Source organism: Nitrincola tibetensis (genome assembly GCF_003284585.1).
Lineage (GTDB): Bacteria > Pseudomonadota > Gammaproteobacteria > Pseudomonadales > Balneatricaceae > Nitrincola > Nitrincola tibetensis.
Map to the genome: position 1 here is coordinate 1 of NZ_QKRX01000015.1, position 15,575 is coordinate 15,575.

General features: G+C 48.4%; 17 protein-coding genes and 4 tRNA genes. 1 reads left to right on the forward strand and 20 read right to left on the reverse strand.

Annotation, left to right across the window (positions count from 1 at the left end; genetic code table 11):
• The 14 genes from DN062_RS15675 to DN062_RS15735 form a co-directional block, all read right to left on the reverse strand.
• A partial coding sequence (locus DN062_RS15675) for a GTP-binding protein (RefSeq protein ID WP_133256770.1) occupies positions 1-445 on the reverse strand: 445 nt, incomplete at its 3' end.
• 87 nt (positions 446-532) lie between these two features.
• Positions 533-607, reverse strand: a tRNA-Thr gene (locus tag DN062_RS15680).
• A gap of 5 nt (positions 608-612) precedes the next feature.
• Positions 613-687 (reverse strand) — tRNA-Gly (locus DN062_RS15685).
• A gap of 19 nt (positions 688-706) precedes the next feature.
• Positions 707-790 (reverse strand) — tRNA-Tyr (locus tag DN062_RS15690).
• Between the two features lie 26 nt (positions 791-816).
• Positions 817-892: transfer RNA gene (locus DN062_RS15695), tRNA-Thr, on the reverse strand.
• 105 nt (positions 893-997) lie between these two features.
• On the reverse strand, positions 998-1,153 hold the full coding sequence (locus DN062_RS18560) for a hypothetical protein (protein WP_156460566.1): 156 nt from the start codon (positions 1,151-1,153) through the stop codon (positions 998-1,000).
• Positions 1,120-1,872: a type III pantothenate kinase gene (locus DN062_RS15700; RefSeq protein ID WP_112160252.1), complete on the reverse strand. Its 753-nt coding sequence runs from the start codon at positions 1,870-1,872 to the stop codon at positions 1,120-1,122. Before DN062_RS15700 ends, DN062_RS18560 begins: the two co-directional genes overlap by 34 nt.
• Complete coding sequence (birA, locus tag DN062_RS15705) at positions 1,847-2,857, reverse strand: bifunctional biotin--[acetyl-CoA-carboxylase] ligase/biotin operon repressor BirA (protein ID WP_112160253.1); 1,011 nt, start codon at positions 2,855-2,857, stop codon at positions 1,847-1,849. The genes DN062_RS15700 and birA overlap by 26 nt, the downstream gene beginning before the upstream one ends.
• Positions 2,854-3,363: a dihydrofolate reductase gene (locus DN062_RS15710; RefSeq protein ID WP_112160254.1), complete on the reverse strand. Its 510-nt coding sequence runs from the start codon at positions 3,361-3,363 to the stop codon at positions 2,854-2,856. Before DN062_RS15710 ends, birA begins: the two co-directional genes overlap by 4 nt.
• Positions 3,364-3,370: 7 nt before the next feature.
• Complete coding sequence (locus DN062_RS15715; protein ID WP_112160255.1) at positions 3,371-4,213, reverse strand: thymidylate synthase; 843 nt, start codon at positions 4,211-4,213, stop codon at positions 3,371-3,373.
• A gap of 35 nt (positions 4,214-4,248) precedes the next feature.
• Positions 4,249-5,031 carry a prolipoprotein diacylglyceryl transferase gene (gene lgt / locus DN062_RS15720; RefSeq protein ID WP_112160256.1) on the reverse strand — a complete coding sequence of 261 codons (783 nt, stop codon included), beginning with the start codon at positions 5,029-5,031 and terminating at the stop codon, positions 4,249-4,251.
• Between the two features lie 2 nt (positions 5,032-5,033).
• A complete protein-coding gene (locus DN062_RS15725; protein ID WP_193483904.1) occupies positions 5,034-5,834 on the reverse strand; it encodes a sulfite exporter TauE/SafE family protein in 801 nt (266 codons plus the stop codon).
• Positions 5,835-5,859: 25 nt separating this feature from the next.
• Positions 5,860-8,145 (reverse strand): phosphoenolpyruvate--protein phosphotransferase, encoded by a 2,286-nt coding sequence (ptsP, locus tag DN062_RS15730; protein ID WP_239995813.1) that lies wholly within the window; start codon positions 8,143-8,145, stop codon positions 5,860-5,862.
• Positions 8,146-8,168: 23 nt separating this feature from the next.
• Positions 8,169-8,657, reverse strand: coding sequence for an RNA pyrophosphohydrolase (locus DN062_RS15735; protein ID WP_112160257.1), 489 nt, complete (start codon positions 8,655-8,657; stop codon positions 8,169-8,171).
• Positions 8,658-8,916: 259 nt separating this feature from the next.
• Between DN062_RS15735 and DN062_RS15740 the strand changes: the two genes are divergently transcribed.
• Positions 8,917-9,570 carry a histidinol-phosphatase gene (locus tag DN062_RS15740; protein ID WP_112160258.1) on the forward strand — a complete coding sequence of 218 codons (654 nt, stop codon included), beginning with the start codon at positions 8,917-8,919 and terminating at the stop codon, positions 9,568-9,570.
• Here the strand turns inward: DN062_RS15740 and DN062_RS15745 are convergent.
• The 6 genes from DN062_RS15745 to ubiH all read right to left on the reverse strand — a co-directional run bounded on the left by DN062_RS15745 (position 9,567) and on the right by ubiH (position 15,568).
• Positions 9,567-10,763: a class I SAM-dependent rRNA methyltransferase gene (locus DN062_RS15745; RefSeq protein WP_112160259.1), complete on the reverse strand. Its 1,197-nt coding sequence runs from the start codon at positions 10,761-10,763 to the stop codon at positions 9,567-9,569. The two genes, DN062_RS15740 and DN062_RS15745, sit on opposite strands and share 4 nt — an antisense overlap.
• Positions 10,764-10,830: 67 nt before the next feature.
• On the reverse strand, positions 10,831-11,223 hold the full coding sequence (gene gcvH / locus DN062_RS15750) for a glycine cleavage system protein GcvH (RefSeq protein WP_036511898.1): 393 nt from the start codon (positions 11,221-11,223) through the stop codon (positions 10,831-10,833).
• Between the two features lie 17 nt (positions 11,224-11,240).
• A complete protein-coding gene (gene gcvT / locus DN062_RS15755) occupies positions 11,241-12,344 on the reverse strand; it encodes a glycine cleavage system aminomethyltransferase GcvT (protein WP_112160260.1) in 1,104 nt (367 codons plus the stop codon).
• 224 nt (positions 12,345-12,568) lie between these two features.
• On the reverse strand, positions 12,569-12,904 hold the full coding sequence (locus tag DN062_RS15760) for a hypothetical protein (RefSeq protein WP_112160261.1): 336 nt from the start codon (positions 12,902-12,904) through the stop codon (positions 12,569-12,571).
• A gap of 148 nt (positions 12,905-13,052) precedes the next feature.
• Positions 13,053-14,315, reverse strand: coding sequence for a UbiH/UbiF/VisC/COQ6 family ubiquinone biosynthesis hydroxylase (locus DN062_RS15765; RefSeq protein WP_112160262.1), 1,263 nt, complete (start codon positions 14,313-14,315; stop codon positions 13,053-13,055).
• An 11-nt stretch (positions 14,316-14,326) separates the two neighbouring features.
• Positions 14,327-15,568, reverse strand: a complete 1,242-nt coding sequence (gene ubiH / locus DN062_RS15770; protein ID WP_112160263.1) for a 2-octaprenyl-6-methoxyphenyl hydroxylase — start codon at positions 15,566-15,568, stop codon at positions 14,327-14,329.
• Positions 15,569-15,575 lie beyond the last annotated feature (7 nt).

A 15,575-nucleotide genomic window follows, 5' to 3' on the forward strand; every position in this document is an offset into this window, starting at 1 on the left:
ATTCCAACAACTCAGCATCGTCAACCATGTCCGCTTTGTTCAGGAACACAACGATGTAAGGTACACCTACCTGACGTGACAACAGGATGTGCTCACGCGTCTGCGGCATTGGGCCGTCAGCAGCCGAACATACCAGAATCGCTCCGTCCATCTGTGCAGCACCGGTGATCATGTTTTTAACATAGTCAGCGTGTCCTGGGCAGTCTACGTGCGCATAGTGACGGACTGGTGACTCATACTCTACGTGTGAAGTCGAAATCGTGATACCACGCTCACGCTCTTCAGGTGCATTGTCGATACCGTCAAACGCTACCGCTGTACCACCCCAAACTTCTGCACATACGCGAGTCAACGCGGCTGTCAAAGTCGTTTTACCATGGTCAACGTGTCCGATTGTTCCTACGTTGACGTGAGGCTTGTTACGTTCAAAAGCTTTCTTAGCCATCTTGAATTCCCAATCTAATTTTGTTGACCTAAGGCCATAAATACAACAAAGGGCAGACATATTACTATATCTACCCTTAACAATACATGGAGCTCATGGGCGGAATTGAACCGCCGACCTCACCCTTACCAAGGGTGTGCTCTACCCCTGAGCTACATGAGCGAATTTGGAGCGGGTAGCGGGAATCGAACCCGCCTCTTCAGCTTGGAAGGCTGAGGTAATAGCCACTATACCATACCCGCCGGGCGTAGCTGATCGAGGTGGTGGTGGGAGGTGGATTCGAACCACCGAAGCTCTCGCGTCAGATTTACAGTCTGATCCCTTTGGCCACTCGGGAATCCCACCACATCGATTTACATCTTGATACTTCGTGGTGCCGGCACCAGGAGTCGAACCCGGGACCTACTGATTACAAGTCAGTTGCTCTACCGACTGAGCTATACCGGCGTTGCCATCGAAGTGGTGCGTATATTACTGAGCGGAATATATCTTTGCAAGCCTTATTTTCATTTTTTTATATTTTTTTACTAAAAAAATACATTTTTCTTACGCTTACCGCTCATTCAGTAGAATAATTGTGGCTTCTGAGGCAGTTGAAGCCGCGCGGGGTGCGGGTGCTGACTGATTCTGGACAAACCAAAATCCAGCCAAAACATTCAGCAAGACAACAAACATTAACAACCAACGCCAGAAAATTGATCCGCCCATACCAAGCCCTCCATCACTAATTCCGGCTCCCATTGAGCTGTTCGCAAATAATCGATAAGGAAATGACCATCACCGCCAGTGACCACAATACTCTGCGTTTTTTTCTCGTCTGCCTGCCGCTGTATTTTTTCAGCCAAAGCACCAAGAACATAACAACTTCCATTTTTAACACAGGCATCCGTCGTTGAGCCAGGGGAGTCATTCCAATTAAAACCCTGAGTATTGAACTTCACCCTTGCCGTATTACTCTGCAGTGATGTTTGTAACATTCTAAGCCCCGGGATGATATACCCTCCCAAATGCAGCCCATGCGTATCTACCCAGTCAATTGTGATCGCACTGCCACAATCGATCACACACAGACTAGAACGCTGACGCTGCCATGCGGCCAACATCCCCAACCAGCGATCCACTCCCATTTTTTCGGGCGTTTCATACGCATTGACCAAGCCATACATTTGCGCCACAGACTGAGCAAAAAACACCTGCGGACAAATCGCCTGTAAATACAAACGCAAACGCTCATTGATTTCATCGCTGGCAACAGAGGCAACCCGAACACGACTCACTCCAGAAAAAGCAGTGGCACTCACTTCTCCCGCTAAAAACGCGGCCGTAGTGGCGCGCTGGATAGGTGTTTTTCCAACTTGGTCGACCACCCTCCATTTTAACTGAGTATTTCCGACATCAATTTCAAGAACTTTCAGCAAGTCGGACACTCAACTCCCCTCCATGCAGCGCTTGCAAGCCACTGGCTCCCTTTAGCAACAGTGCACCCGAGTCATTCACCCCCTGACAAACTCCTTCCCAAGACTGTGACAGTGTTTTAACGCATACAACCTGCCCTTTAAATGCATCGGCATCGTTCCACTGCTGTTTAAAGTGAGCAAAACCGCGCTTCTCAAACTCGCTTAGTGCAGGCAGTAAATGCTTCAAAAGCATGATCAACAAGTCAGTTCGAGTACACACAAGCCCTTGGGACCTTAAGTCTGTCCAAGGCTGATCAATTTCACTGGCCATTTTTGCTGGCATCGCAACATTAACACCAATGCCTATTACCACTTGACTCTCAATCGATGTGTCACCGGACACCTCAATCAATACGCCTGCTAGTTTTTTGAGCTCAATAAGGACATCGTTTGGCCACTTTAACGTGACATTCGACAAGCCTAGTTCAGCCAAGGCAGACCGAATCGCCATGCCTACCACCAAACTTAAGCCTTCAAGCGCCGCAACACCCACACTAAATCGCCATGCCAGCGAAAAGCATAGATTGGCCGCAAAGGGACTCGCCCAAGTGCGTCCTCGCCGACCCCGCCCTTGCGTTTGCTGCTCGGTCACGCACAAGGCACGGTGATACCCATGACGAAAGGCATCCATTGCGTCACTATTCGTTGAGCCAGAGCAAACACTTAGCTGCAAGCACTCGATTGAGCTAAGCGCCTGCTGGTGCAGCGCCTTTTCCAGCCGAGCTCCATCAATAAGATCCACTCCGCCCGGTATTCGATAGCCCTTGCCTCGAACACTAAACACTTCTAACCCTATCGCCTCTAGAAGCTTGACCTGTTTCCATATAGCCGTTCGACTGACGCCTAGCGTAGCCGCCACTACGCTTCCAGAATGAAACTGGCCATCCGATAACAACCTTAACAGATCAAGAGTGGTCTCACCTATTGATGAAGGCGCCGTGAGCTTAGCGATCATTCTGCGCTCGCCTGATAGACAATAAAACTATAAGGATAGGGGTTAGGCTCAACCGCATTGAAATCTTCTTTTAAAATTTGCTGCCATTTCTGCGCATTAATTTCAGGGAAATAGGCATCCCCCTCGATCTCTGCATGCACCTGAGTTAAGTACAAACGCTCTGCCAGGCTCATTGCCTGCTGATAAATCTCAGCCCCACCTATGACCAAGGCTTCATCAACGCCATCAATCAGCGCTTGATGCTCGGCTAACTCAATCGCAGCCTCTAAGCTATTCACCACTTTTACTCCGAGTGGCTGATAGGTTGCACTGCGCGTAATCACAATATTCAAACGCCCAGGCAAAGGACGGCCAATAGACTCATAGGTTTTACGTCCCATAATAATGGGCTTACCCTGAGTGATTCGCTTGAAATACTTTAAGTCCTCGGGCAGGTACCAAGGCAACTTATTCTGCCGCCCTATTACGCGATTCGTAGACTGCGCAACAATAATCGATATACGCATAGCAACCTCAAATAGCTATAGGAGCTTTGATTGGGGGGTAAGGGTCGTAATCCACTACCTCAAAGTCATCATATTCGTATTCAAACAATGAAGCGGGCTTACGCTTAATAACAAGCCTTGGTAGAGGTCTAGGTTCTCTTGACAGTTGCTCAGCAACAATTTTCGGATCGGACATATGGTTGTGATATAAATGCAAATCACCAAACGTATGCACAAATTCGCCAACCTCCAGATCACACTGCTGTGCAATCATGTGAGTGAGCAAAGCATAGGACGCTATATTAAATGGCACACCCAAAAAATAGTCCGCACTGCGCTGATAAAGCTGACAACTTAACGCTCCCTTCGCGACATAAAACTGAAACAATGTATGACAAGGTGGCAAAGCAGCCTTCCCTAATCGCGCATTTTCTTGCGGACTTAGACCTTCATCAGGCAAGTCGGCTGGATTCCAACCACTCACCAACAAGCGGCGCGATTCTGGACGACATTTAATTTGCTCAACCACGTTCGATATTTGATCGATCGTACGCCCATCAGGGCATTGCCACGACCGCCATTGCTTGCCATACACCGGACCTAAGTCACCATTATCAAGCGCCCATTCATTCCAAATAGTGACACCCTGTGCCTGCAAAAGTCGGTTATCAGTGCTGCCTGATAAGAACCATAAAAGCTCATGAATCACCGACTTCATATGAACCTTCTTTGTGGTCAATAAGGGGAAGCCTTTTTGCAAATCAAAGCGCATTTGCCGACCGAACAATGATCGGGTACCCGTTCCCGTTCGATCACCTCGATCCACGCCATCATTTATGATCTCTTGCATCAGGTCTAAATACGCCCGCATGAGCAAACTCCAAACATCATTTTATTAAACTTTATTTAGCTCGCCTTACGATACGCCAGCGCAAGGAACAGAACCCCACAAACAACCATTGGCAGCGACAGTACTTGACCCATGGTGATCGCATTAAACGCTAGATATCCCAACTGAGGGTCCGGCTCCCGCACCGTTTCAACGGCAATTCGAAACAAACCATACAGCGTGAGAAACAGACCGGATACTGCCATACGTGGCCTAGGCTTCGAAGAAAAGAACCACAAGGCACAGAATAGAACAACACCTTCCAACAGCATTTGATAGAGCTGAGATGGATGGCGTGCCAAACCGTCTCCCGCTGCAGGAAAAATGACCCCCCAGGTTTGATCCGTGGCCTTACCCCATAGCTCTCCTCCAATAAAATTACCCAAGCGTCCAGCGCCCAAACCTATCGGAATTAAAGGAGCAACAAAATCACCGATTTCGAAAAAAGATTTTTGATACTTCTTGGCAAAGATGACTAAAGTCGCGAGCACACCTAGAAAACCACCATGAAAGGACATCCCGCCTTCCCAGATGGCAAATAGCCATAGTGGATCTTGAAGAAAATAATCAAAGTGGTAGAAAACAACGTAGCCCATTCGCCCGCCAAGTATCACACCCACAGCGCCCCAAAAAATCAGGTCCGACACCTGCTGCTCGCTCCATCCTGATCCTGGCTGCGCGGCCCGCCGATTACCCAACCACCAAGCCGCGCCAAAACCGACCATGTACATCATTCCATACCAGTGGATTTGCAAAGGGCCCAAAGAGAGCGCCACTGGATTTATTGCATGTTCCCACATTGTTATAGCACCCAATTAACCACTAAAAAACGAATTGCAATCACAAACAAAAACGCAGCGAAGCACTTTTTCAATACAGACTGCGGAAGCTTATGGGCAAGCCGGGCCCCAACGCCCGCAAACAATGAACTGCTAATAACAATACCCAAAAATGCAGGAAGATACACATACCCCAAACTCCACTCAGGGAGAGGCTTATCTAAACCGACCCAAACATTGGTTAATGCACCCATTACTGCAATAGGCAAACCACAAGCAGCCGACGTTGCGACCGCACGACGCATTTCTTGGCGACGCCATGTCAGATAAGGCACTGACAGGGTCCCACCACCTATACCAAAAATCGAAGATGCCCAACCTATAACACCTCCCGCACACTTCAACTCAATACCTGTTGGCGCCTCGCCACTTTGTTTAGGATGTAGGGAAAATGCCATTTGCAGCGCCACCAACAATGCGAACACGCCAAAAATCATTTGCAACACATGCCCAGGCAACAGCATAGCTGTATTTACCCCAAGCATTGCACCAACCAAAATACCCAACGTTAAGGATCTAAACAAAGGCCAATCAACGGCACCCTTGGCATGATGCGCACGAACTGAGCTCATAGACGTAATCACAATGGTGGCAAGTGAAGTCGCAACCGCCATGTGTGTCAGATACTCTACAGGCATCCCTTGTGCTTCGAAGCTAAAAATTAACACGGGGACTATAATAAGCCCTCCGCCAATACCAAACAGTCCTGCGACCAATCCCGCAAACGCACCTAGCGCTAAATATAGCGCTATAACCATTAACATATGGGTTCCTTATGTATTCAATAGACTATTCTTTTTCAGGAGTCGCTGGGCGCGTCAAGCGCGTCAAGCCAAAAGCTTTCAATGAACGACGCAACTCTTGATGTATTTCTTCGGCATCATGCATCATTCTAACACGGTGTAGTAATTGACGAGCATCCTCTAAGGTCACCTCGCGTATCGCATATTTTACACGCAGCAAATTGTTTGCGTTAACGGATAGCACATCGTACCCCATCGCCATCAGTAGCAGCGCTCCGCCCGGATCGGCCGCAATTTCGCCACAGATCGACACATGTTTTTTTTCTTTATGCGCCTCATGCACAATAAAATCCAACGCTTTTAAAACGGCAGGATGGTAAGACGCATACAAACCCGCCACTCGCGGATTGTTCCTGTCGACCGCCAGTAAATATTGAGTTAAGTCATTAGAGCCTACTGAAATAAAATCAACCATACGTGCAAAACGTCGCGTCTGATATACCGCAGCTGGCACCTCAATCATCACTCCAATAGGAGGACGCTTTACATCATAGCCTTCGTCGTTCAGTTCGCGGCACGCACGCTCTATCTGCCGAATAGCCTCTTCAACCTCATGAATACTGGTCACCATCGGCAACATGATTCTTAGATTATTGAGGCCAACGGAAGCACGCAACATCGCTCGGACCTGTACCATGAAGATTTCCGGGTGATCCAGCGTCACTCGAATACCACGCCAACCTAAGGAGGGGTTTTCTTCATGGATGGGGAAATACGGTAATGCTTTGTCTCCACCGATATCTAACGTCCGCATGGTGACCAATGCAGGAGCAAAGGCCGCAAGCTGAGTTCGATAACTTTCCAACTGCTCCATTTCACTCGGGAAACAATCACGAATCATAAACGGAATTTCAGTACGGTAAAGGCCGATCCCTTCAGCACCTCGCTCTAAAGAGCGCGCAACATCAGCAGCTAACCCGGTATTTACCCATAAGGGCAATCGATAGCCATCTTTAGTAATCGCGGGCAGCTCTTTTAGTGAGTTGAGTTGATCCAGAACAGCTCGCTCATCACTCAGAATACGACCATAGGCTTGCAGTAACTCTTCCGAAGGATTGAGATAAACGCGTCCGCTGTAACCATCTACGACAATTTCACACGCATTCAAACGTAAATACGGAATATTGGTGACGCCCATCACCGTGGGAATACCCATTGATCGGGCCAAAATTGCGGCATGAGAGTTTCCGGAGCCACTAATTGACACCAATCCCGACAATTTTCCTTCGGGCACCATGCCCAACATAGCGGGGGTTAACTCATCAGCCAGAAGAATGGCATTTTCAGGGTAGGTGACTTCGTTGCGCACCTCATCTTGAAGATGTCGTAATATTCTTCGACCTAAATCTTTAATATCGGTTGCACGCTCACTGAGATAACTGTCATCCATGGCTGAAAAGGCGCGCACATGCTCACTGATGACTTCTTTTAATGCCCCCTGAGCCCACAGGCCTGATCGAATACGATCCGACACTTCCAACGCAAGCGCATTGTCATCGAGCATGCGCAAATAAACATCAAACAGTGCACGCTCATCGACACTCAAGCGCTCAGACAAATTGGCTGCGACTTGACGTATCTCATCACGAACCGCTTCAAGCGCTTTATTAAAGGCCAGCAACTCCGCTTCAGGATCATCTGTTGTTTTATCTGGAACGGTGTCTAGATCGGCGGGCAAGGAGACAATGATGACCCGACCAATCGCGACACCAGGCGCGCCTGACACCCCTTCATAACGTACATCCAGTTTGCCGTTCAGGGATGCTCCTAAGGCGTAATGATTTCCGGTGGCATGAGAGTGCGCAATGATTCCCGCCAATTGCGCAGACAACGTGACCAAAAAGGCCTCTTCACTCTCATCAAAACGCCTTTTTTCATGCTGCTGTACAACCAAAACGCCCAAGACTTCGCGCTGATGAATAATAGGGACGCCTAAAAAAGCGTGGAAGCGCTCCTCTCCCGTCATTTGCAAGTAGTGAAAGGAGGGATGGGTAAACGCATCTTGAAGATTAATCGGTTCGGCGCGCTGTGCGACCACCCCCACAATACCTTCATTTAAGCCTAAGCTAACATGGCCCACGGCTTCTTGATTTAAGCCATGCGTTGCCATCAACACATAGCGCTGCACTGTTTTATCCAGTAAAAAAACAGAACAGACTTCTGTTTTCATGGCTTTTTGAACACGACTGACAATGATCGACAACACCGCATTTAGATCAGGTGCAATACCGACTTCCTGAACTATTTTGCGTAAAACATTTAAGATGCTCATGTTGCCACTCCCCAGTGTTATTATTAGATGTTCGTATGCAGTCGAATCAGCTTAGGAGACAATTCCTTCATCGCTTTTCGATACACTTCTCGCTTAAACGACACTACTTGGCCCAGCGGATACCAATAACTCACCCACTGCCAACCATCAAACTCTGGAGAGTCCGTAAGATCGATTTTCACGGCAGTATCCTTACTTAACATCTGTAACAAAAACCATTTTTGCTTTTGCCCAATACAGACGGGATGACTGTGTCGTCTCACCATTCGTTTGGGCAAGCGATAACGTAACCATCCCCGAGTCACTGCAAGAATCTCGACGTCGTTTGCCGACAATCCTATTTCTTCTCGCAACTCTCGATACATTGCTTCTTCAGGTGATTCATGGTCTTGAATCCCACCCTGAGGAAACTGCCACGCATCCTGGCCTACTCGCCTTGCCCAAAGTACCTGACCCAGCGAGTTCACCAGGATGATGCCGACATTCGGTCGGAAGCCCTCTGAATCAATCACAATATTTTACCTGAGTATTTCTTTATATTATGTTTATTGTTCCACAACTATGGGTTTACGCAAATAGCCATCTCGCCCGATTGGATTGCATATCACCCGTGCTTCAGTCTAAGCTATTCCATCTAATATCACTCAATGCGCCTAGTTTCATTGTATTTCTTGGTAATCCCTACATTTTGCACCGCACAGACCTTTGTTTATACAATGCATTAGAGCATATGATTGCGTCTTTTTAAAACAGGACTTGGAGTATCGTAACGTGAGGCTGGCTATTTTTGATCTCGATAACACTCTGCTTGGTGGTGACAGCGACCATGCGTGGGGCGCTTTTTTATGCGAAAAGGGAATTGTAGATCCGCAAGACTATCAAGATGCCAATGATTACTTCTACAAACAATACCAAAATGGGTCATTGGATATTGTCGAATTTTTGAGTTTTGCCTTAAAACCGCTCGCCCAGCATTCAATCGCTGACTTGCAGGCGTGGCACCAAGAATTTATGCAAACAAAAATTGAACCTATGGTGCTCCCTAAAGCACTGTCGTTGCTAAAACACCATAGAGACCAAGGTGACTATCTTCTTATCATAACGGCCACCAATGGTTTTATCACTCGCCCTATTGCTGAGCGCTTTGAAGTCGACGATATCTTGGCTACAGAACCTGAAATACTAAACAACCAATACACTGGCAGCTTTATTGGCAGTCCTTGCTTTCAAGATGGAAAAGTAACGCGCTTGCACGAGTGGCTAGACAAGACAGGGTACTCGTTGAGTGGCAGCTATTTTTACAGCGACTCCTGCAACGACTTACCTCTACTCGAAAAAGTGGACAACCCAATTGCCGTCAATCCCGACGAGATTTTGACCAAGGTTGCCAATGAGCGCGCTTGGCCAATTCTCGATTTACGCTAGTAGCCAGGCAACACGCGCATGAAACAGGCTTTAAGATAGTTGGTTTCGGGGATAGCTGGATGCATAGGGTGATCTGCACCTTGATGACCTAGCGCAAAGACTTGTGCGCTTCGATCCAGCTCTCGGCTATTTCCGCGCAGAATATCAATCAGGCTTTCTTGACTTAAGTGCATTGAGCAAGAGCCTGATATCAACACCCCGTCACGGCTTAGCAAACGCATGGCAAAGTTATTGATTCGAGAATACGCCCTTTCCCCATTGCGAATATCTTTGCGGCGCTGAATAAAAGCCGGCGGGTCAACCACAACCACATCAAAGCGCTCGCCCTCGGCGGTTAAGGCTTTACAGATATCAAACGCATCGCCTTTCAATCCCTTAAAACGCGTCTCGCCTTTGTTGATACGTGCATTCTCTGCTGCAACATCTAATGCAGTTTGCGATGCATCCACACAAATGACTTCAGATGCGCCAGCCGCAAGCGCTTGCGCACCCCAACCACCGACATAACTGAATAGATCCAGCACGCGCTTCCCTTTCACCAAGGACATCATTCGGGCACGATTCTCCCGATGATCATAGAACCAACCCGTCTTTTGGCCGTCAAGAACAGGTGCTACCAAAGACACACCATTTTCAGTCAGTGGAGCCAACTCTGGCACTTCGCCCTGAACAACTTCAACATAGCTGTCGAGCCCTTCAAGCGCACGCATCTTGCCATCGTTACGCAAAAGAATCGCTTGGGGAGTAAAGACCTTATTCAGCGCATCAACGATATCGGCCTTAACCCGCTCCATCCCTGCGGTTGAAATCTGAACAACGAAAACATCATAAAAGCGATCTATAACCAAGCCTGGCAAACCATCTGAGTCACCATAAACCAAACGGTAACAGTTCTCTGAAAAGCAGCGTTCACGCAAAGCCAACGCAATATTCAGACGGTGAACCAGCAACGAGCGATCCAAAGGATATTTGATATCGCGACTTATTAACCGCCCACAGATAAGATTGTTAGGATTAACATAGGCTAACCCAAGCACCTTTCCTCGCGCATCTTGCACACACACCTGCTCACCCGCCTCAAACTGCTTGAGTGGCGAAAGCTGTGTATTAATTTCGTTGCTGTAAATCCAAATATGGCCAGCACGCAAACGCTTCTCAGCACCTGCGTTTAGAATAAGCGGTTGAAAGTTCATATATATCGCTTTAGAGAAGCAACCTACGATTCATTCATAGGTTGTTTGTGTAAAAATCACAGAGTAATCAGCTTTCTGATTCGCAATGCTCTGCGTAACCATCGGCATCCAACAAATCGTCCAGCTCAGCTGGATCGCTTATACGGATACGAAAGAACCAACCATCACCATAAGGATCTGAGTTAACCAGTTCTGGCGCATCTTCTAAATCTTCGTTAATCGCAATCACTTCACCTGTGAGCGGAGCATAGATATCGGAGGCAGCTTTAACCGACTCAACAACACCTGCATCATCGCCCGCTGCCAGCTCGTCACCCACCTCTGGCAGCTCAACAAACACGACATCACCCAAAAGATCTTGCGCATGGTCCGTGACACCAATCGTGAAGGTTCCATCACCTTCATCACGAATCCACTCGTGACTAGCGACATACTTTAATTCAGCGGGAATGCTACTCATACTTAATCCTACCTGTTTCAGGAATATACTTTTTTACCGTTTCGAACAAACGGTGGCCTTACTATCTTGACACAAACTTGCTTTCCTCGCATATCAACTTCAGCCGTGTCTGACTGAGTGATTGGAAGTCTTGCTAATGCAACAGAATAGCCCAATGTCGGTGAAAAGCTACCACTGGTAATCTCACCTTCTTGCCCTTCTGCCGTGATCACTCGTTGATGGGCTCGCAACACACCACGTGACTCCATCACCAACCCAACCAATTTATACGCTGGCCCCTGAACTTTCTCAGCCTCTAGAGCCGCACGCCCCACAAAAGAGCGGTCTTGTGGCTCCCAAGCAACCGTCCAGGCCATATTAGAGACCAAAGGTGTGACGTTTTCATCCATGTCTTGGCCATAGAGGTTCATTCCTGCTTCTAAGCGCAATGTATCTCTTGCCCCTAAACCGCAAGGCTTTACTCCGGCTTCAGCTAATTGCTGCCAAAAGCCTGCGGCTTCATCCTCAGGTAACATTATTTCTAAGCCATCTTCGCCCGTATACCCTGTGCGCGCAATAAACCAGCCTTCGGACTCGTGGCCTTGAAATACATCCAGTTCATCTATTAATGCTTGGCGATAGGGACTCAAAACGGACTTGGCTTTTTCGATGGCCGTCGGCCCCTGAATCGCGATCATCGCTAACTCGGGTTGCTCGGTTAAGGCAACATCCATTTTAGCGGCACGCTCAGACATCCAACGCAAATCTTTTTCACGCGTAGCGCAATTGACTACGAGTCGATAACCTTCACCGACGACCTCTGAGTCCGTCATTAAATAGACAATCAGGTCATCGATAACACCACCCTGCTCATTCAGCATGGCAGAGTACAAAGCTTTGCCTTTTTGCTTCAAACGAGCGACATCGTTCGCAAGCAACAAACGAAGATATTCCCGAGCATCTGGGCCTGTTACATCAACAACGGTCATGTGTGATACATCAAACATGCCAGCGTCTGTGCGAACCTGATGATGCTCCTCTACTTGGGAACCATAGTTCAGTGGCATATCCCATCCACCAAAGTCCACCAGTTTGGCTCCCATAGCAAGATGCATAGCGTGAAGTGCGGTTTTATTTCCCATGAAGTTACTCATCTGTACGGCATTCTCAAGCGAACAATCTCACACTGCTCTGCTAGGTCGTGCAAAAAAGGGATATTAATGTAGCGACAAAGCAACTCTAATTCAATTATGAGGCACGTGTACTGTAAATTTTTTTCACTGGCGATCACCGATATTGGCGTGCTCGCGCAAAATCGCCATGGCGTTTTCTTTCAGTATGATCAAGCGTATCTAATAAAGTGGGGTCAATTAGGGTCTAGGGTCACTTCCTGTAGCATTTTTTCTCGCCAGTTTTTAGCACCCTTAGGAGGCTGGCCATAACTCACCTCATCCCCACCAACGATAATGGCGTGGCAGGTTGGGTGTTGTTTTTGGATTTTTGCCAGTGCTCGCATGAAAATATGGAAGCCACGGTAAGGCTCGAGGTTGCGTAAATGGATCAAATAAACATCAGGAGAGTGTGGCCAAGATTTCGCAACCTCTCGAACTTGACCGGGAAACGTATGATGAAGCATTAGAGCGGCCGTCAGCAGAGTGCTTTTTGGCGGCTGGCTAACAGCGTTGTGATGCACTCCCTGCACGATTCATTCTTCCCTATGATATTTTCCTTGCAGAGGATGCTAAACCCAGCTTAGAAAAAGATCAACAAAAAAGCCTGATCTGTCATTTTGCACTACCTGCCTTGCTCTAGCGACAAGCCGTGCAAAAAATAAACAGCCACCCACTCCGTCAAAACACCCTTACGGGTGCTCGACACAGAGGTGGCAAGTTCCCTTTAGTGCCCATCGCCATGGCTACCAAATGATTCTTCACCGGAGCCAGTTGATCAAGACCCTTCATGCCCAAGCTTCTCAACAAACGTATAGGCGCAGGTCTGTGTCCAAACAGACGGCGAAACACTTCCATGGTCGCGGCCATTTTGATATTTTCAGCCCGCCTTTGCCTCTGAAAACGACGCAGTACCGTCAGTGATGACAAAGACTCTCCTGCCTGATGCGCTTGCGTTAACACATCCGCCAATGAGGCGACATCCAAAAAGCCAAGATTAACGCCCTGCCCCGCCAGAGGATGAATCGTATGCGCCGCATCGCCAATCAGAGCCAAGCCTGTATCAACATACTGGTGCGCATGCCTTTGACGCAAATTTAAAGCCGTGACCTGATCAACCACTCGTATGTCACCCAGCCGTTGCCCGACCGCCTGAGTAATTGCCTGCCCTAACGCTTCGGCTGACAAAGCTTGCAAGGATCGCGCATGCGTAGGAGAGGTGGACCAAACCAATGATAAATAGTGCGGAGAAGAAGATGCTAGAGGCAATAGTGCCAGAGGGCCATCCTCGGTAAAGACCTGCCAACAGGTATTCTGATGACTCTGCTCACTGATCAAGGTGGTCACCAACGCATGATGACCATAGTCCCACTCTGTAGCGCCAATACCAGAGAGTTGCCTCGTTTTTGACAACGCGCCATCCGCTCCAATCAACAGCGGTGTATGAATAACGTCATTGTTGGTCAAGGTGATCTGACGTCCACCTGCTGCATCGGGTGCGCTCAACGCTGACAAGCCAACACCTTGTATGATTTCGATCTGCGCATATTGCTGAACAACTTGGAGCAACGCCGCATGTATAATACGGTTTTCCACGATATGACCTAAACAGGGTTCATGCAACTCATCCGCGCTGAAATGAATTTCGCCACGCCCCATACCGTCCCAAACATGCATATCGGTATAAGCGGCCGCACGCAAGCCCTCAATAACTGACCAAGCACCCAAAAAGTCTAATAGCTGAGACGATGCCTTTGTCAAAGCGCTCACGCGCACATCAAAACGATCACTTGGCAGCGCATCTAATGCACTACTCTGCTCAAGAGCCTGCTGCTCAAGCAGTAAAATACGCAATCCCGTCGGCGCTAAGGCGGCCGCTAACGCCAACCCGACCATGCCGGCCCCAGAGATTACCAGATCGAAACTTACCTTTGTCTCAGACATCATCTTTCCCCTTAGACTCTTAATGCTGGGTAATCCAATCCCATTGCTGAGCGTGCAAGCAATGATTTCAGTGGTGGACTCACATCCAATAGCTGTAGGCCTAAATCACGCCCCAATGCAGAAATACTATTTGTGTTAGAAAACAGCTTCATCGTTTTGTCGCTAAACGCAATGGTTCTGAACTGATCCTGACGGCGCTTTTGCTCAAAGGCTTGCAAGGCTTCAAGATCACCCAATGCGCGTTGTTGACGACAGCTGGCCACGATTGTTTCAGCCAAGTCTGTAACACCGCGCAAAGCAAGGTTATACCCCTGCCCTGCAATTGGATGCAGCGAGTGCGCTGCATTGCCGAGCATGACCAGCCCTGTTCGAACCTGTTCTTGAGCCACGGTCAGCTTTAAAGGATAGTGATAACGCTCGCCCACCCGCATAAAACGACCCGATCGATATCCAAATGTCTCTTGTAACTCGCGAATAAACGCCTTATCCGATAAGTTAAGCACTCGATCAATAGATGCCTCAGGCAATGTCCAGATTAACCCACAGCGATGCTCATAGCCTTGAGACTCGCTGGGCAATAGCGCCATTGGCCCCGTTGCCGTAAAGCGCTCATAAGCCACCCCAGCATGAGGACGATCAATACTGACGTTGCTGACCAATGCATATTGTTGATAACTCTCTTGGCTATATGGAATACCCAGTGTGTTTCGTAACTCGGAGCGTCCACCGTCAGCCATCACCACTAATTGAGCAATACACTCATGACGGTCACCGCCCGATTGCACCTCAACCCGATATCCCTCAGTTTGATGCGTTAAAGACATCACTTCTGCTGGACAGATTAAATCGACAGCACCCTGACCTTTGTCTCTAAGGTGATCCAACAGCACACGACCTAGCCAATGATTCTCGACCACATACCCAAGCGCAGGAACCCCTTCCTCTTTTGCATGCAAACGAGCCGCACCAAAATGTCCTTTATCCGAAACATGAATATGCTCAATCGGGGTCAAGTGTTCGGCCAGACGCTGCCACACACCCGTGCGCTCATAAAAACTTCTCGCTCCGTATGACAACGCCGTCGTTCGAGCATCATAACTCGGTTGATATGGCTCACCAGCGCCAGGCATTGCCTGTGCTTCTATGACCGCAATGGATAGCCCTAAGGAGTGTGCGACAGGTAAAAGTGCCGTGGCCAAACTGGCGCCGACCATCCCACCACCAATAATCAATAGATCGTATGCGGGTGCCATTACAGAC

Bases quoted from the DNA above. Each gene is read 5' to 3' on its own strand.
- DN062_RS18560 (WP_156460566.1), bottom strand. From the start codon at position 1,153: ATGGGCGGATCAATTTTCTGGCGTTGGTTGTTAATGTTTGTTGTCTTG.
- birA (WP_112160253.1), bottom strand. From the start codon at position 2,857: ATGATCGCTAAGCTCACGGCGCCTTCATCAATAGGTGAGACCACTCTT.
- DN062_RS15710 (WP_112160254.1), bottom strand. From the start codon at position 3,363: ATGCGTATATCGATTATTGTTGCGCAGTCTACGAATCGCGTAATAGGG.
- DN062_RS15715 (WP_112160255.1), bottom strand. From the start codon at position 4,213: ATGCGGGCGTATTTAGACCTGATGCAAGAGATCATAAATGATGGCGTG.
- lgt (WP_112160256.1), bottom strand. From the start codon at position 5,031: ATGTGGGAACATGCAATAAATCCAGTGGCGCTCTCTTTGGGCCCTTTG.
- DN062_RS15725 (WP_193483904.1), bottom strand. From the start codon at position 5,834: ATGTTAATGGTTATAGCGCTATATTTAGCGCTAGGTGCGTTTGCGGGA.
- ptsP (WP_239995813.1), bottom strand. From the start codon at position 8,145: ATGAGCATCTTAAATGTTTTACGCAAAATAGTTCAGGAAGTCGGTATT.
- DN062_RS15745 (WP_112160259.1), bottom strand. From the start codon at position 10,763: ATGAACTTTCAACCGCTTATTCTAAACGCAGGTGCTGAGAAGCGTTTG.
- gcvH (WP_036511898.1), bottom strand. From the start codon at position 11,223: ATGAGTAGCATTCCCGCTGAATTAAAGTATGTCGCTAGTCACGAGTGG.
- gcvT (WP_112160260.1), bottom strand. From the start codon at position 12,344: ATGGGAAATAAAACCGCACTTCACGCTATGCATCTTGCTATGGGAGCC.
- DN062_RS15765 (WP_112160262.1), bottom strand. From the start codon at position 14,315: ATGTCTGAGACAAAGGTAAGTTTCGATCTGGTAATCTCTGGGGCCGGC.
- ubiH (WP_112160263.1), bottom strand. From the start codon at position 15,568: ATGGCACCCGCATACGATCTATTGATTATTGGTGGTGGGATGGTCGGC.